The organism is Pseudomonas sp. HP_14 (assembly GCF_055283875.1).
Window position 1 is genome coordinate 36929 of the sequence record NZ_JBTOQI010000012.1, and the last position, 14868, is coordinate 51796.

Here is a 14868-nt window from a genome sequence, read left to right on the forward strand (position 1 = left end):
AGTGTCTAGTCCCGTACAGGCCGTGAGGTTCTCAGGATTGCAGCGAAATCTGTTTGACCCATATATGAAAAAGCCCGGCATCAGCCGGGCTTTTCATTAAACGAGAAGCTGAGTGGCGATTACAGGACCGAGATCGGGTAGTCGACAATCAGACGGAACTCGTTAACGTCGCCTTCACCCTGATCGTCGTTGGCGCGGTGCCATGCTTGACGGATACGGAACGACAGGTCTTTGGCTGGACCCGCCTGAACAACGTATTTGGCTTCGAAGTTGGTTTCGTGGTGCTTGCCGTCTGCGCCGTAAAGCGGTGCGCCAGTGCTGGTGCGGTATGCAGAGTTGGCGGAGAGGTTGGTGCCGTCGATGTCATAACCTTTGATGTAGCGGGTCATGAAGCTCAGGCCTGGCACGCCATACGGAGACATGTTCAGGTCGTAGCGAGCTTGCCAGGATTTTTCGCCAGGGCCGTTGAAGTCGGAGTACTGGATCGAGTTATTCAGGAAAATCGAGTCGCCGCCCTTGTTGTTGTCGCCGATGCCGATGTAATCGAATGGCGTATCACCATTGATCTTCTGGAAAGCAAGGGTCACGGTGTGAGCCGCTGCGAACGAGTAGGCAACAGAGCCAGAGAATGCGGTGTTGCTGATGTCGCCAGCTTTCGCGCTACCGGCGTCGGTGGTGCGATAGATGTTGGCATCAAAAGCCAGGGACTGGGAATCGGTCAGCGGCAACGCGTAGTTCACGTTGGCGTAGTACTGGTTCCAGATGTCTTCCAGTTTGGCGCCGTACAACGCGACACCGAGATTGTCAGTGATGGCGTATTTGCCGCCTACGAAGTCAGCGGTTTTCGCTTCAACGCCTGAGTAGTTTGCGAAGATACCGCCGCTGTGGCTGGTATCGTCCTGGCTGGTGCCAGAGTAGAAGTGACCTGCTTCAACATCAAGACCGGCAATTTCGCTGCTTTGCAGGCTGATACCGCTAGCGGTTTGTGGCAGCAAGCGGGAACCGCCAACTGCGAACACTGGGCTGGTCGGCTGCATGTCGCCCACTTTCAGCTCGGTTTTCGAAACGCGGAACTTAACGGCGCCACCGGCTTTGCCGAAGCTGTCTTCGTTTTCTTCCTGGCTGTTGGTCACCAGGTTGCCCGAGCCGGAGTATTTGTCCGAACCGTCCAGCTTAAGGCCGAAATAGCCAAAGGCTTCAACGCCGACACCGATTGTGCCTTGCGTGTAACCCGTACTGAAGTTACCCCAGAAACCTTGGGTCCAGTCTTTGTCGTCAACGTTGGTGTTTTTTTTGTCGCGGTTGAAATAATAGTTGCGAGCCTTCAGATCCAGCGTGCTGCCCTCAATGAAACCCTTGGCATCGGCCTGGTCACTGACGAACGGTGCTGCCGTTGCCAATTGAGTACTGGCGGCAGTAACGGCCAGTGCGATTGCGCTCCACTTCATCACTCTCATCGTGACTTGCTCCTTTGGTTTTTAAGAGAAGAGTACTGCCGTCCACCTGTTTTTTTATCTGGACGGCTCTTTCTTTTTGTGTCGGCGAAATCTATATCACGCTGACATGGGTGGCGATAGTTACAGACCTGACCTTGCAAAATCTTTACGGCGTTGTCGCAAACGATTACTGCTGTGTCGTAAATACATAGTTTTCATGCAACTACTGCTGTACTTCGAATGCATGAGCATAGAGTTAAAAAGTCTATGCACTACGTCTGTTTCCTCCATGGAACGCCTCTTCGCATCTTGCCTGATTGCTGTTTTTTCTTCTGATCCGCCAGAAGTGAATGCAACCTTGCTCAGTAACATAGCAACAACCGTGCACAAAGCTTAGCGGAATGAGAAAAAAATGTGAAAAAATTAGCATTCACCTTCGAAATGCTCTCTAACATGCTGAATTTGAACATAAAAAATAAAATTATTTTTTTGAGGTTGCGAGCTCTTGCCGTCCTGACCGAGGGCTTGGTCGTCGGTCGCGTTACCTGTGAAGGTGCAATTTGAGTAGCCCAGGCGTTAACGGTGGGTTTGTGGGTGCGAGGTGGGTCGTTTTGGTGCGTTGGCAGTTCCTCGTGCATTACGGTGGGCCTTGGGCGCGGCTGGTAAATAAGGTGTAGCGTCGGTTCGTTTCATTTATATGACGTATTGCTTTTTTGGGGGCTCCAGTGCGGTGTTATCGGTTGCATATCTGTAGGGATATGTAACAGGTGTCATAATGATGGCTCGTGAAGTGTTGTGCATGAATGGGGCGTCAGGAACGTCGACCGATGCTTAATGGTGCGCGGTCGCCGGGCGCAAGCTCGGGGGAGGGCGCGCGAATCATCACGCAGTAAACCGGTCACAAGAAGGTAAACCCGTGAAGTTGTGGTTGTTCCCGAGTATCCTGCCAGGTAGTGCGCGACGGTATTAAAAATACAAGTCTGTGCAAATGCTCACCTGTAGACCAGGAGTTATATCGTGTTCGTTCTGGATTCACGCTTGCAAGAAGATGCATTGGTCATTGGCGATTTCCCGTTGTGCCGGCTGCTCTTGTCCAATGATTCAAATTACCCCTGGTTCATTCTGGTGCCGCGACGCCCTGATATTTCCGAAGTTTTCCAGCTGGATGCCAGCGATCAGTTGCAGTTGTGGACAGAGACTACTGCCTTCTCTGAACTGCTCAAGGAGCTGTTCAACGCTGATAAGCTCAACGTGGCCGCCCTCGGTAATGTCGTCAGCCAGCTTCACATGCATGTCATCGTGCGGCGAAAAACCGACATCGCGTGGCCGGCGCCGGTGTGGGGCAAGCATCCTGCTCAGCCTTATAACGCTCAGGAGTTCTCGCTGATCAGGGATGATCTGCGAAAGGTGCTGGTCAGCAATTTCACCTTTGCGGAGCAGTCATCATGACTCTTGAAGCACGAGTAACCGATCTGGAGAGTCGACTGGCTTTTCAGGACGATACGATTCAGGCGCTTAATGACGTACTTGTTACCCAGCAGCGGGCACTGGACCGCTTGCAGCAGCAGATGGCAGCCATGCTCAAGCGTCAGGAAGAGATGGGCAGTCAATTCGAAATCTTCGGCGAGGACGCGCCGCCGCCACATTATTGAGTTTCATGTGGCATAAAAAAACGGCCTTCTATTTATATAGAAGGCCGTTTTTTGTACTGCGGTAAAATCAGCGGCGTGGCAAGGCGGCAATCACATCCTCTGCCTGAAGCCCCTTGTCGCGATTCATGACCGAAAATTCTACGCGTTGACCTTCGACCAACACTCGGTGGCCTTCGCCACGAATGGCCCGGAAATGCACGAATATATCGTCGCCGGAGTCGCGCGAAATAAAGCCGAAGCCTTTGGACGTGTTAAACCACTTTACGGTACCTGTATCGCGGTTGGTCATGTCGTGGCTTTGCGCAACGGGTGAAGGAGAGGACCGGTAAAAACTGACGGCCAGGTGCAGGGCAACCGCTATGAGGGCGGCGCTGAGCGCTGCGATGATGGCTGGCTGACCAGCAATGGTTTCCAGCGGTACAAGCAAGGTCAGGATTTGAAGAACAACAGCAAGGACAAGTAGTGCGCTGACCAGATTTTGCAGGTGATGACGTGGTCCTCTGTTCCAGTAGGGGATCACGGGTGCCAGGACAAGATTCAGCAAGCCGAAGAATGCCAGATAAAGCGCATCGGGTTGCAATAGAGAAGACAATGCTTCGCTACGCAGGCTGGGGATAAAGGAAAGCAGCAGGGCTGCGGCTCCCGTTAGCAGGTGGACTATTTTCAACATTTCGATAACTCACATTAAGATGGATCACAAGGAAATAGCTGAAGGCACCCGGTACGCTTCTAGAAAAGTGAAGGCGTGAGGCACGAGTGATCTTTCAGCCTATGCACAGCAGCCCGATCAGTCAGATGCCGAGACACGCGGTGTATTTAACAGCAAAGCTCAGGGCTACTCAAATCAACAGCTTGCGTTACATCGCACACAGACAGCCCTGAGCGACACAAAGCGACGGGCGGTGTCAGTCGTTCTCATTTGGTGCCCCGGCCTCTCCCGGCCGGAGCGCAGGTATTTGCACTACAGGGCTGCGTCTCGTCTCCTGTCTTGGTACAGTGGCTGCTGTACCTGCTGGATTAAAATCACCAATTGAAAGGGGAAATACATGGCAATCGATATCGGTATCAGCGAAGAGAATCGCAAGTCAATCGTCGATGGTCTTTCTCATTTGCTCGCAGATACTTACGTTCTTTATCTGAAGACTCATAACTTTCACTGGAACGTCAGTGGGCCGATGTTTCGTACGCTGCATCTGATGTTCGAAGAGCAGTACAACGAGTTGGCCCTGGCGGTTGATTCCATTGCCGAACGTATTCGTGCGCTGGGCTTCCCGGCTCCGGGCACTTATACAACATATGCCCGTCTTTCTTCGATCAAAGAAGAAGAGGGGGTGCCGGGTGCTGAAGATATGATCAGAAGTCTGGTGCAAGGACAAGAGGCCGTAGTACGCACTGCGCGTAGTCTTTTTCCTCTTCTGGATAAGGTTAGTGATGAGCCGACTGCAGACCTGCTGACTCAGAGAATGCAGGTTCATGAAAAAACGGCGTGGATGCTTCGCTCCATGCTTGAAACAAAGTAATAGATCAGGCGAGTGGCGCATGGCGCCGCTCGCCTGTCTCACCCTCGCAGGCTGATGTTCCCGTTTTTACTGCTTCGTTAACGATTGTGATGCGTTTGTCATCCGAAATGCCTGAATTCTTGAAAGTGCTATAACTATTTATTGCTCTTGCGTAAAGTTCGTGTCTTCTCGTCGAAGTTATTCATTATTCCTCTGTGGTTTGTAGTGATGTCCTACATGCTTTAAGTATTAATGCGGCTGGTTATCAACACATAAATCGGGCCTGATAGGCAGGCATTTATTTATATTTAAATGTTTCTCAAGGAACCCGAATTTATTGTTTAGAGGAAGCCGTTATGGTTCGAGAGGTCGAATGCGACGTAAAAGACCTGAAGCGTCACGCGAAAATTTGTAATGATCCGTTTGTCGAAGATTTCAACATGGCTCTGGCTCAGCCGCACTCCAAGTCAGTACGGCTTAATGGCCTGGCAACCTGTTTGCGACTTGAAAATGTTTACTGGAATATCCTCTCAACCATAGCCAGATCCAACAACTGTTCTGTCAATGCGGTGCTTTCTTATATCGACAGAGAAGTGCATTTGCGCTACGGCGGGGTGAAAAACTTCAGCGGTCTCATCAGGGTCGTCTGTGTTGCCCATCTGCTAAAAGGTGACAGCATGGATCTGAAGCAGGCATAACGCCGCAGGTATCTCCAATTTTCTGCGGGCTCGCTTTTTTTTGGCGGGCCTGCCTTGAAGCTTGCTCTGGTGGTTGCGGTGCCCGGTGCTGCCAGTCGTAGCGAGGTTATCTTGATCTGTTCGGTTTACGCGGCTGCACGGTCGTGATTAACGCTATATAATCCTCGGCCTTGCTAGAAACGGGCACGTCTGCGCCTGCAGTGCGCAGCGACGGGCCGATGGCTTGAACGCGTGCCTGGGCTCTTGCACTATTGAGCGCAAGCCAAGAGCGAAAGCTCCACCGAATTTCGAATTACGAGAAGTGAACAGACCATCATGATGCGCAGCCATTATTGCGGCCAATTGAACGAGAGCCTGGAAGGTCAGGAAATTACACTTTGCGGATGGGTCCACCGCCGTCGCGACCACGGGGGTGTGATTTTCCTCGATATTCGTGATCGTGAAGGTATGGCTCAGGTGGTGTTTGACCCTGATCGTGCGGACACCTTTGCTGCTGCAGACCGCGTTCGTAGCGAATACGTCGTCAAGCTCACCGGTAAGGTGCGTGCTCGTCCGGCGGGTGCCGTAAACACCAACATGGCATCCGGCGCCATCGAAGTGCTCGGTTATGAACTGGAAGTACTGAACGAGTCGGAAACTCCGCCGTTCCCGCTCAACGAATATTCCGATGTGGGCGAAGAAACCCGCCTGCGCTATCGCTTCATTGACCTGCGTCGTCCGGAAATGGCCGAGAAGCTGCGTCTGCGTTCGCGCATCACTACCAGCATTCGTCGCTATCTGGATGACAACGGCTTTCTCGACGTTGAGACGCCAATCCTGACGCGTGCTACCCCGGAAGGCGCTCGCGACTATCTGGTACCTAGCCGCACACACCCAGGCAGCTTCTTTGCCCTGCCGCAATCCCCGCAGTTGTTCAAGCAGCTGCTGATGGTTGCCGGTTTTGACCGTTACTACCAGATCGCCAAATGCTTCCGCGACGAAGACCTGCGAGCCGACCGTCAGCCTGAATTCACCCAGATCGACATCGAAACGAGCTTCCTTAATGAAGAAGACATCATCGGCCTGACCGAGAAGATGATTCGTCAGTTGTTCAAGGAAGTACTGGATCTGGAGTTCGGTGATTTCCCGCACATGACTTTCGAAGAAGCCATGCGCCGCTACGGTTCAGACAAGCCAGACCTGCGTAACCCGCTGGAGCTGGTTGACGTTGCCGACCAACTCAAAGAAGTTGATTTCAAGGTGTTCAGCGGTCCGGCCAACGATCCGAAATGCCGTATTGCCGCGCTGCGAGTTCCGGGCGGGGCGAGCATTCCGCGCAAGCAGATCGACGATTACACCAAGTTCGTCAGCATCTACGGTGCCAAAGGCCTGGCGTACATCAAGGTCAACGAGCGCGCTGCGGGTGTTGAAGGCTTGCAGTCGCCAATCGTGAAGAACATCCCGGAAGCCAACCTCAACGTGATCCTGGATCGTGTTGGCGCGGTGGATGGCGATATCGTGTTCTTCGGCGCGGACAAAGCCAAGATCGTCAGCGAGGCCCTGGGCGCGCTGCGCATCAAGGTCGGCAACGACTTCAAGCTGCACACCTGCGAGTGGGCGCCGATGTGGGTTGTTGACTTCCCGATGTTCGAAGAGAACGACGACGGCAGCTTTACTGCATTGCACCACCCGTTCACCGCGCCGAAGTGCACTCCGGAAGAACTGGAGGCCAACCCGGCAACCGCTCTGTCCCGTGCCTACGACATGGTACTCAACGGCACCGAGCTGGGTGGCGGTTCGATCCGTATCCATCGCAAGGAAATGCAACAGGCGGTGTTCCGTCTGCTGGGTATCGCTGAAGACGAGCAGCAGGAGAAGTTCGGCTTCCTGCTCGACGCCCTGAAGTACGGCGCACCACCGCACGGTGGTCTGGCGTTCGGTCTGGATCGTCTGGTCATGCTGATGACCGGCGCCCAGTCTATTCGTGAAGTGATCGCCTTCCCGAAAACCCAGAGCGCTGCTGACGTCATGACCCAGGCACCTGGCGTTGTGGATGCCAAGGCCTTGCGTGAACTGCACATCCGCTTGCGTGAACAGCCAAAGGCTGAGTAACGCTCGCAGGGGCGCGTTCCTCCATCTGGTGGGAGCGCGTTCCGCATGGCTGTACCCCTGATCAAGTAAATCCTTTTGCCGGTCTATCGATGGGCGAAAGGCGAAGGTGTTTGAAAAAGAATCTGGAGCGAGATATGGCAGGTCATTCTAAGTGGGCGAACATCAAGCACCGCAAAGAGCGTCAGGATGCCAAGAAGGGCAAGATTTTTACCAAGTGGATCCGTGAACTGACTGTTGCGGCCCGTCAGGGCGGTGGCGATCCCGGCTCCAACCCACGTCTGCGTCTGGCGCTGGACAAGGCCCTTGGTGCAAACATGACCCGTGACACCATTGACCGCGCGGTGGCTCGTGGCACCGGTGCAGCAGATGGTGACGATGTCGAAGAGCTCGGCTACGAAGGCTACGGCCCGGGTGGCGTTGCGATCATGGTTGAGACCATGACTGACAACCGTAATCGCACTGCGGCAGCCGTGCGTCATGCGTTCACCAAGTGTGGCGGCAACTTGGGTACAGATGGTTCTGTCGCGTACCTGTTTGATCGTAAAGGTCAGATCTCGTTTGCGGCCGGTGTTGATGAAGACTCTCTGACCGAAGCTGCAATGGAAGCTGACGCCGATGATATCGTCACCAATGACGACGGTAGCATTGATGTCTTTACCTCGTTTTCCAGTTTTTACGCGGTTCGCAATGTTATTGAAGCTGCTGGCTTCAACGCTACGGACGCTGAAATCGTGATGTTGCCGACGACCAGCGCGGTACTTGATCTGGAAACAGCAGAAAAGGTGCTCAAGCTGATCGACATGCTCGAAGACCTGGATGACGTACAGAACGTCTATTCCAATGCGGAAATTCCGGACGAAGTCATGGAACAGTTGGGCTGACAGATTTCTGCAGGACAAAAGGGGCCGGAGGCCGGTGGCGATGTACTGACATCGCTATCGGCCTTCGGCTTCTGCCTTTATGCTGCGATCTTCGCTGAGTATCACCTCTCAAGCTGCAGGCTTTATGACTCTTATTCTTGGTATAGACCCCGGCTCCCGAATCACTGGTTATGGCGTGGTAAGAGATACCGGGCGTGGCTGTGTTTACGTGGCGTCGGGCTGTATTCGCACCGGCAGTGGCGAGCTGCATGAGCGCTTGCAGATTGTGTTTCGCGGGGTGAGGGAAGTCATTCAGACCTACGGTCCCGTGACCATGGGCATTGAAAAGGTTTTTATGGCGCGTAACGCTGACTCGGCCTTGAAGCTGGGCCAGGCACGAGGCGCTGCGATTGTTGCGGGGGCCGAAGAGGGGCTGGAGATTGCCGAGTATTCGGCGACTCAGGTCAAGCAAGCTGTCGCTGGCACCGGGGGGGCGAATAAAGAGCAAGTGATGATGATGGTCATGCATTTGCTCAAGTTGACCCAGAAGCCGCAAATCGACGCTTCGGATGCCCTGGCGATCGCCCTGTGCCATGCGCACACGCGTTCAAGCCTGATTCCTCACGGCCTGAACACGGCTCGCAGTCGCGGTGGTCGCCTGCGTCTCTAATGCTTGCGATAGTGGGGCTGTGTCTCTGTTAGCATCATCTGCTTTAACATTTCTGCTTGCAGGCTGTGTCATGCCTGCAATGATTGCGAACACTGTTTCGCGTTGGTCACGTGGTCTGGCCGACAATACGAAAGGATTTGATACGTGATTGGACGCTTACGCGGCTTTTTGGCTGAGAAACAGCCGCCGCATCTGGTGCTTGATGTGAACGGTGTCGGTTATGAGATCGAGGTCCCCATGACCACGCTCTACCGCTTGCCGCATGTCGGCGAGCCGGTGACGCTGCATACTCACCTTGTGGTCCGCGAGGATGCACACCTGCTGTATGGTTTTTATGAAAAGCGTGAGCGCGAGCTGTTTCGGGAGTTGATACGCCTGAATGGTGTGGGGCCGAAACTGGCGCTGGCCTTGATGTCTGGTCTGGAAGTCGATGAGTTGGTACGTTGCGTTCAGGCTCAGGACACTTCTGCTTTGACCCGTATTCCGGGCGTAGGTAAAAAGACTGCCGAGCGCCTGCTCGTTGAGCTGAAGGACCGCTTCAAGGCCTGGGAAACCTTGCCTGGGACTTTTGCGCTGGTGTCCAGCGGGCCAAATGCGCCGGAGCCTGTCGCGACAGCTGAGAACGATGCGGTCAGCGCGCTTATTTCCCTGGGCTACAAGCCTCAGGAAGCGAGCAAAGCGGTTTCCGCTATCAAGGAAAAAGACTTGAGCAGCGCAGATTTGATTCGACGTGCCTTGAAGGGAATGGCTTAAGTGATTGATGCTGACCGCCTGATAACCGCCAGTGGCGGCCGTGATCGTGATGAACAGATTGATCGCGCGATTCGTCCACTAAGCCTTGCCGACTATATTGGTCAGCCGACGGTGCGCGAGCAGATGGAGTTGTTTATCCAGGCCGCGCGCGGACGTAACGAAGCGCTCGACCACACGCTGATCTTCGGCCCGCCCGGTTTGGGCAAGACCACATTGGCCAATATCATTGCCCAGGAAATGTCGGTTTCAATCAAGAGCACGTCAGGCCCTGTACTGGAGCGGCCAGGCGATCTTGCGGCGATTCTGACCAATCTTGAACCTAACGATGTTCTCTTCATCGACGAGATTCACCGGCTGTCGCCTATCGTTGAAGAAGTCCTTTACCCGGCGATGGAGGATTTCCAGCTCGATATCATGATCGGTGAAGGGCCTGCGGCTCGCTCGATCAAGCTTGATCTGCCGCCGTTTACCCTGGTTGGTGCAACCACCCGGGCAGGCATGCTGACGAATCCGTTGCGTGACCGTTTCGGTATCGTGCAGCGTCTGGAGTTCTACGGCATCTCGGATCTGGCAACTATCGTGTCCCGCTCCGCAGGTATTCTGGGGCTGCCCATTGAACCGGAGGGTGCATTTGAGATTGCTCGCCGGGCGCGTGGCACGCCGCGGATCGCCAATCGCCTGTTGCGCAGGGTGAGGGATTTTGCCGAAGTACGCGGTAAAGGCGAGATTACCAAGCCTATCGCTGATCTGGCGCTCAATCTGCTCGATGTCGACGAGCGCGGCTTCGATCATCAAGACCGGCGTTTGCTGTTGACCATGATCGAAAAGTTTGACGGCGGTCCTGTGGGTGTCGACAGTCTGGCTGCTGCGATCAGCGAAGAACGCCATACCATTGAAGACGTGCTGGAGCCCTATTTAATCCAGCAAGGCTATATCATGCGCACACCACGTGGACGGGTCGTGACCCGGCATGCCTATTTGCACTTCGGTCTGAACATTCCTTCCCGAATGGGGGAGATGCCAGGTGCCGAACAATTTGTTGCAGATGAAGACATTTAAAAAAGCGCAAAACACTGATTTATTCGGGGTTTGCGCGGTCAGACTGGCAGCTGCGTCAGGTCGACACGAAATAACCGGTAAAACGTTGAAAAACAGTTGCCGTGGCGGATTGGCAACCTGAGGAGTAAGCACTAGAGTATGCGCGCGCAAAACGGGGTTCAGTCGTTCGCACATCGTTGTCGCGTTTATTACGAGGACACCGATGCAGGCGGCATCGTCTACTACGTCAATTATCTGAAATTTATGGAGCGGGCTCGTACCGAGCGGCTGCGGGATTTGGGGTTCGCCCAATCCTCAATGGCGAAGGAAGGTCTGTTGTTTGTTGTGCATTCCAGCGAGGCTCGTTATCACAAGCCGGCGCGACTGGATGACGAACTGCTGGTCAGCGCTGAAGTAATCGAATTGAACCGTGTCAGCCTGCGCTTCAAACAAGAGGTCAGGCGGGCTGCGGATGCAACGCTGCTCTGTGAGGGGCAGTTTTTGGTGGCGTGTGTAAACGCCGATAGTTTGAAACCCCGGGCCATTCCCGAAGCTTTGCGTACGGCCTTTGCCGACCAGAGCGGCGCGGGCACACATACAGAGCAGGAGAGCAAGCGTGGAAGCTAACGTCGTCGACCATTCCTCCATGTGGAGTTTGGTCAGTAATGCCAGCATTGTCGTTCAGTTAGTCATGCTGATCCTGGTGGCTGCTTCAGTCGCCTCGTGGGTCATGATTTTTCAGCGCGGCAATATGCTGCGCGCCGGACGCCGGGCACTGGATAGCTTCGAGGAGCGTTTCTGGTCCGGTATCGATCTGTCCAAGCTGTATCGTCAGGCGGGCAGCAATCCGGATCCGGACTCAGGCGTTGAGCAGATTTTCCGTGCTGGCTTCAAGGAATTCTCCCGTCTGCGTCAGCAGGCTGGCGTGGACCCTGATGCTGTGATGGAAGGTGTAGCCCGTGCCATGCGCGTAGCTATTTCCCGCGAAGAAGAAAAACTGGAAGCGGGTCTGCCGTTCCTAGCAACCGTCGGTTCCACCAGCCCGTACATCGGGCTGTTCGGTACCGTATGGGGGATCATGAACTCCTTCCGCGGTCTGGCCACAGCACAACAGGCGACACTCGCCACTGTTGCGCCCGGTATTGCCGAAGCACTGATCGCAACAGCCATTGGCCTGTTCGCGGCGATCCCTGCAGTAATCGCTTACAACCGTTTCGCCGCTCGCAGCGAGACCTTGATCAGCCGTTACTACACCTTCGCCGATGAGTTCCAGGCCATCCTGCACCGTAAAGTGCACACCAGCGAAGAGTGAGCAGGTAATTCCCAATGGCTTTAATCGCTCGAGATCGCCGCAGAAAACGCAAGCCGGTCGCCGAAATGAACGTAGTGCCTTACATCGACGTGATGTTGGTGCTGCTGGTCATTTTTATGGTCACCGCTCCCATGATCAATCAGGGCGTGAAAGTGGATTTGCCCAAAGTCTCCAGCGAGGCTTTGCCGCAAGACAACAACAATCAGGTCCTGACCATTTCGATCAAGGCTGACAAGACCTACTACTGGAATCTTGGCAGCGAAGTCGACACCGACAAGCAGATGGACAAGGCAATGACCTTGCCGCAGTTGACCTCTGCCGTGACCAAAATCGTTGCCGCTGGCCGTGAAGCTGGCAAGCAGACGCAGGTTTTCATTCGTGGCGACAAAACCGTTGATTACGGTTCGGTCATGGGCACCATGGGTGGGCTGCAGAAAGCCGGGGTCGGGAATGTCGGCTTGATTACTGAGGCCCCCTGATGCAGCCAATTCGAGAGCCGTCCGCCTCGGAGAATTATTTCTGGCCTAGTGTCTGGGCCGTGGCGTTGCACGTCCTGATTTTTGGTTTGCTGTTTGTCAGCTTTGCCATGACTCCGGAATTGCCCGAATCCAAGCCTATCGTGCAGGCCACCCTGTACCAGCTCAAATCCAAGAGTCAGGCGACGACCCAGACCAACCAGAAAATTGCTGGCGAGGCGAAGAAGACCGCTGCTCGACAAACCGAAGTCGAGCAGTTGGAACAGAAGAAAGTCGAGCAGGAAAAGCAGGAAGCTGTAAAAGCTGCGGAACAAAAGAAAGAAGAGGCTGCTCAAAAAGCGGAAGAACAGAAGGCTGAAGAAGCAGCGCAGAAAGCGGCCGAGGCAAAAAAGGCCGACGAAGCGAAGAAAGCTGATGAAGCCAAGAAGGCTGATGCCAAAAAAGCTGAAGAAAAACAGCTGGCCGATATAGCCAAGAAAAAAGCTGAAGACGACGCCAAGAAAAAGGCCGAGGAAGACGCCAAGAAAGCTGCAGCCGAGGAAGCCAAGAAGCAGGCTGCCGACGATGCGAAGAAAAAAGCGGCTGAGGATGCCAAGAAAAAGGCTGCCGAAGACGCTAAAAAGAAAGCAGCTGACGACGCGAAGAAGAAAGCCACTGCCGATGCTGCCAAGAAGGCGCAGGAAGCAGCGCGCAAATCTGCTGAAGACAAAAAGGCTCAGGCCTTGGCTGACCTGCTTTCCGATAAACCGGAACGGCAACAGGCGTTGGCGGATGAGCAGGGTGACGAAGTCGCGGGTAGTTTCGACGATCTGATTCGTGTTCGTGCCTCCGAGGGCTGGAGTCGACCACCATCAGCACGTAACAACATGTCCGTTACGCTGCAGATTGGTATGTTGCCGGACGGCACTATTGCCTCGGTATCGGTTGCCAAATCCAGCGGAGACGGGCCGTTTGACAGTTCAGCAGTCGCAGCAGTCAAGAACATTGGCCGCTTGACAGAAATGCAGGGTATGAAGGCCGCGGACTTCGCTCCCTATCGTTCATTCAAGATGACATTTACACCTGGAGATCTAGCCTTGTGATCAAGCTTTTTCGAGGACTACTAGTAGTCGTTCTCTGTTGTGCGGCCGGCATGGTCAGTGCAGAAGAGAAGAACATTCTGGTCACCAGCGGCAGTGACCGTGCAACGCCTATTGCTGTTGTGCCTTTTGGCTGGCAGGGCGGCAACGTGTTGCCAGAGGACATGTCGGAAATCATCGGCAATGACCTGCGCAATTCGGGCTACTACGCCCCGATCGCGCGTCAGAACATGATCAGCCAGCCAAGCCAGGCCAGCGAAGTCATCTTCCGTGACTGGAAAGCACTGGGTGCGCAATACGTGATGGTCGGTAATATCGTTCCTGCAGGCGGTCGTCTGCAGGTGCAATATGCACTGTTCAACGTGGCGACCGAGCAGCAGGTACTGACCGGCAACGTGTCGGGTACTACTGATCAATTGCGCGACATGTCGCACTACATTGCGGATCAGTCGTTCGAGAAACTGACCGGCATCAAGGGCGCTTTCTCCACCCGTATGCTGTACGTGACTGCCGAGCGCTTCTCCGAGAACAACACCCGCTTCACGTTGCAGCGTTCGGACTACGACGGTGCTCGTGCAGTGACCCTGTTGCAATCTCGTGAGCCGATCCTGTCGCCGCGCTTCGCACCCGATGGCAAGCGTATTGCCTATGTATCGTTTGAGCAGAAGCGTCCGCGCATCTTCGTTCAGCACATCGATACCGGTCGCCGCGAGCAGATCACCAACTTTGAAGGCCTGAATGGCGCGCCTGCCTGGTCACCTGATGGCACCAAGCTGGCTTTCGTGTTGTCGAAGGACGGTAACCCGGAAGTTTATGTGATGAATCTGGCTTCGCGTCAGTTGAGTCGCGTAACGAACGATTCGTCTATTGATACCGAACCGTTCTTCGGTAAAGATGGCTCGACGCTTTACTTCACGTCGGACCGTGGCGGCAAGCCGCAGATTTACAAAACAAATATCAATGGTGGTGGTGCTGAACGTGTAACTTTCGTCGGCAACTACAACGCCAACCCGAAATTGTCAGCCGATGAAAAGACGCTGGTAATGATTCACCGGCAGGACGGCTTCACTAATTTCAAGGTTGCTGTTCAGGATTTGGCGCGCGGAAGTGTAAAAATCCTCACAGATAGCAACCTTGATGAGTCGCCTACTGTTGCGCCCAACGGCACCATGGTAATCTACGCCACCCGCCAGCAGGGCCGGGGAGTCTTGATGCTCGTGTCCATTAATGGACGCGTAAGGCTCCCGCTTCCTACCGCTCAAGGCGAAGTCAGAGAACCGTCCTGGTCCCCTTACCTGAACTGA

16 protein-coding genes are annotated in these 14868 nt (G+C 54.4%); 14 read left to right on the plus strand and 2 right to left on the minus strand.

What is annotated here, in order from left to right:
• Positions 1-119 precede the first annotated feature (119 nt).
• Positions 120-1457, minus strand: a complete 1338-nt coding sequence (locus ACYASS_RS11540) for an OprD family porin (protein WP_463586201.1) — start codon at positions 1455-1457, stop codon at positions 120-122.
• Between the two features lie 996 nt (positions 1458-2453).
• Here ACYASS_RS11540 and ACYASS_RS11545 point away from each other — a divergent pair.
• Positions 2454-2885: an HIT family protein gene (locus ACYASS_RS11545; RefSeq protein ID WP_463586202.1), complete on the plus strand. Its 432-nt coding sequence runs from the start codon at positions 2454-2456 to the stop codon at positions 2883-2885.
• The gene (locus ACYASS_RS11550; RefSeq protein ID WP_243247926.1) at positions 2882-3088 is read left to right on the plus strand and encodes a SlyX family protein; all 207 of its coding nucleotides are present in this window, start codon (positions 2882-2884) and stop codon (positions 3086-3088) included. Before ACYASS_RS11545 ends, ACYASS_RS11550 begins: the two co-directional genes overlap by 4 nt.
• 67 nt (positions 3089-3155) lie before the next feature.
• On the opposite strand, the gene ACYASS_RS11555 is transcribed toward ACYASS_RS11550, so the two are convergent.
• Positions 3156-3758: a cold-shock protein gene (locus ACYASS_RS11555; RefSeq protein WP_463586203.1), complete on the minus strand. Its 603-nt coding sequence runs from the start codon at positions 3756-3758 to the stop codon at positions 3156-3158.
• 376 nt (positions 3759-4134) lie between these two features.
• On the opposite strand from ACYASS_RS11555, the gene ACYASS_RS11560 reads away from it, so the two are divergent.
• From ACYASS_RS11560 to tolB, 12 genes are all read left to right on the plus strand, one after another.
• Complete coding sequence (locus tag ACYASS_RS11560; RefSeq protein ID WP_027898221.1) at positions 4135-4608, plus strand: Dps family protein; 474 nt, start codon at positions 4135-4137, stop codon at positions 4606-4608.
• Between the two features lie 335 nt (positions 4609-4943).
• Positions 4944-5285, plus strand: a complete 342-nt coding sequence (locus ACYASS_RS11565; protein WP_463586204.1) for a ribbon-helix-helix domain-containing protein — start codon at positions 4944-4946, stop codon at positions 5283-5285.
• 315 nt (positions 5286-5600) lie between these two features.
• Complete coding sequence (gene aspS, locus ACYASS_RS11570; RefSeq protein WP_027898223.1) at positions 5601-7376, plus strand: aspartate--tRNA ligase; 1776 nt, start codon at positions 5601-5603, stop codon at positions 7374-7376.
• Between the two features lie 134 nt (positions 7377-7510).
• Positions 7511-8257, plus strand: a complete 747-nt coding sequence (locus ACYASS_RS11575) for a YebC/PmpR family DNA-binding transcriptional regulator (protein ID WP_122665121.1) — start codon at positions 7511-7513, stop codon at positions 8255-8257.
• A gap of 124 nt (positions 8258-8381) precedes the next feature.
• The gene (gene ruvC / locus ACYASS_RS11580) at positions 8382-8906 is read left to right on the plus strand and encodes a crossover junction endodeoxyribonuclease RuvC (RefSeq protein WP_027898225.1); all 525 of its coding nucleotides are present in this window, start codon (positions 8382-8384) and stop codon (positions 8904-8906) included.
• Between the two features lie 144 nt (positions 8907-9050).
• Positions 9051-9659, plus strand: a complete 609-nt coding sequence (gene ruvA / locus ACYASS_RS11585; RefSeq protein ID WP_243247922.1) for a Holliday junction branch migration protein RuvA — start codon at positions 9051-9053, stop codon at positions 9657-9659.
• Positions 9660-10718 carry a Holliday junction branch migration DNA helicase RuvB gene (ruvB, locus tag ACYASS_RS11590; protein ID WP_463586205.1) on the plus strand — a complete coding sequence of 353 codons (1059 nt, stop codon included), beginning with the start codon at positions 9660-9662 and terminating at the stop codon, positions 10716-10718.
• Positions 10719-10856: 138 nt separating this feature from the next.
• The gene (ybgC, locus tag ACYASS_RS11595; protein WP_243247921.1) at positions 10857-11324 is read left to right on the plus strand and encodes a tol-pal system-associated acyl-CoA thioesterase; all 468 of its coding nucleotides are present in this window, start codon (positions 10857-10859) and stop codon (positions 11322-11324) included.
• Positions 11314-12009 carry a protein TolQ gene (gene tolQ, locus ACYASS_RS11600; RefSeq protein WP_463586206.1) on the plus strand — a complete coding sequence of 232 codons (696 nt, stop codon included), beginning with the start codon at positions 11314-11316 and terminating at the stop codon, positions 12007-12009. Before ybgC ends, tolQ begins: the two co-directional genes overlap by 11 nt.
• A gap of 14 nt (positions 12010-12023) precedes the next feature.
• Entirely contained in the window at positions 12024-12488 is a 465-nt protein-coding gene (gene tolR, locus ACYASS_RS11605; protein ID WP_032630699.1) for a protein TolR, read from the plus strand.
• Positions 12488-13567 (plus strand): cell envelope integrity protein TolA, encoded by a 1080-nt coding sequence (gene tolA, locus ACYASS_RS11610; RefSeq protein ID WP_243247920.1) that lies wholly within the window; start codon positions 12488-12490, stop codon positions 13565-13567. The genes tolR and tolA overlap by 1 nt, the downstream gene beginning before the upstream one ends.
• Positions 13568-13617: 50 nt before the next feature.
• The gene (gene tolB / locus ACYASS_RS11615; RefSeq protein WP_240350591.1) at positions 13618-14868 is read left to right on the plus strand and encodes a Tol-Pal system beta propeller repeat protein TolB; all 1251 of its coding nucleotides are present in this window, start codon (positions 13618-13620) and stop codon (positions 14866-14868) included.

Excerpts from the sequence above, each read along its gene's own strand:
- ACYASS_RS11540 (WP_463586201.1), bottom strand. The coding sequence starts at position 1,457 with ATGAGAGTGATGAAGTGGAGCGCAATCGCACTGGCCGTTACTGCCGCC.
- ACYASS_RS11550 (WP_243247926.1), top strand. The coding sequence starts at position 2,882 with ATGACTCTTGAAGCACGAGTAACCGATCTGGAGAGTCGACTGGCTTTT.
- ACYASS_RS11555 (WP_463586203.1), bottom strand. The coding sequence starts at position 3,758 with ATGTTGAAAATAGTCCACCTGCTAACGGGAGCCGCAGCCCTGCTGCTT.
- ACYASS_RS11560 (WP_027898221.1), top strand. The coding sequence starts at position 4,135 with ATGGCAATCGATATCGGTATCAGCGAAGAGAATCGCAAGTCAATCGTC.
- ACYASS_RS11565 (WP_463586204.1), top strand. The coding sequence starts at position 4,944 with ATGGTTCGAGAGGTCGAATGCGACGTAAAAGACCTGAAGCGTCACGCG.
- aspS (WP_027898223.1), top strand. The coding sequence starts at position 5,601 with ATGATGCGCAGCCATTATTGCGGCCAATTGAACGAGAGCCTGGAAGGT.
- ACYASS_RS11575 (WP_122665121.1), top strand. The coding sequence starts at position 7,511 with ATGGCAGGTCATTCTAAGTGGGCGAACATCAAGCACCGCAAAGAGCGT.
- ruvC (WP_027898225.1), top strand. The coding sequence starts at position 8,382 with ATGACTCTTATTCTTGGTATAGACCCCGGCTCCCGAATCACTGGTTAT.
- ybgC (WP_243247921.1), top strand. The coding sequence starts at position 10,857 with ATGCGCGCGCAAAACGGGGTTCAGTCGTTCGCACATCGTTGTCGCGTT.
- tolR (WP_032630699.1), top strand. The coding sequence starts at position 12,024 with ATGGCTTTAATCGCTCGAGATCGCCGCAGAAAACGCAAGCCGGTCGCC.
- tolA (WP_243247920.1), top strand. The coding sequence starts at position 12,488 with ATGCAGCCAATTCGAGAGCCGTCCGCCTCGGAGAATTATTTCTGGCCT.
- tolB (WP_240350591.1), top strand. The coding sequence starts at position 13,618 with ATGGTCAGTGCAGAAGAGAAGAACATTCTGGTCACCAGCGGCAGTGAC.